The organism is Desulfobulbus alkaliphilus, from assembly GCF_016918545.1.
GTDB lineage: Bacteria > Desulfobacterota > Desulfobulbia > Desulfobulbales > Desulfobulbaceae > Desulfobulbus > Desulfobulbus alkaliphilus.
In genome coordinates this window covers 1-564 of record NZ_JAFFQC010000131.1, presented here as the reverse complement: position 1 = coordinate 564, position 564 = coordinate 1, and the positions used below count along the sequence as shown (strand labels likewise).

1 protein-coding gene and 1 pseudogene are annotated in these 564 nt (G+C 47.7%); one reads left to right on the top strand and one right to left on the bottom strand.

Annotated elements, in window-relative coordinates; genetic code table 11:
• Positions 1-196 (top strand): hypothetical protein (locus tag JWG43_RS17735; protein ID WP_205244277.1); only part of this gene is annotated, 196 nt, incomplete at its 5' end.
• 12 nt (positions 197-208) lie between these two features.
• Here JWG43_RS17735 and JWG43_RS17730 read toward each other — a convergent pair.
• Positions 209-564 (bottom strand): annotated as a pseudogene (locus tag JWG43_RS17730) (hypothetical protein); the annotation flags it as partial.

Sequence of the window (564 nt, the reverse complement as noted above, 5' to 3'; positions counted from 1 at the left end):
TGTTGGGGTTCGTTCCTCACCCGCAACCTACAAAGTCATTTCATGGGTTGCGCCCGTGGTGGAGTTCATTCGGGAGGCCTTCCTATATGTGACAGCATGGGCAAACGATACGGCTGTTTGCCCATCCCGCCGCGTCTGTAAGGAAGAACGAACAGTGCGTTTTAAAAATAAGGGAAGCGTCCCTAATTTTTCCTGATTTTTCGAGTGGTTATCCCTCAGGTTGTTGCGAATGGATCTCCTGAAGAACTTTTTTGAAGCTGTCAATGTCCTCGCTTTGAGCAGCTGATCGGAGCAGCTTTTTCAACAGAATCCTGTTGTTCAGGGCTTGTACCTTTTCATAAACATCTTCTGGAACGTCTTTGCTGAATCTTGCATCAAGGGCTTCTAAAACCATTTCTCTTGCATCTGTGAGCATGCCCTGCTGGATGCCTTGCTGGATGCCTTGCTGCATGCCCTGCTGCAAGCCCTTCTCCTTGCCAATCCTTTCCGCACTCATTATATAGGGCATTTTCTTTTCCTCCTCGTACTTGATCAGGTCTTCAGTGAACCGTTTTGTCAAATCCT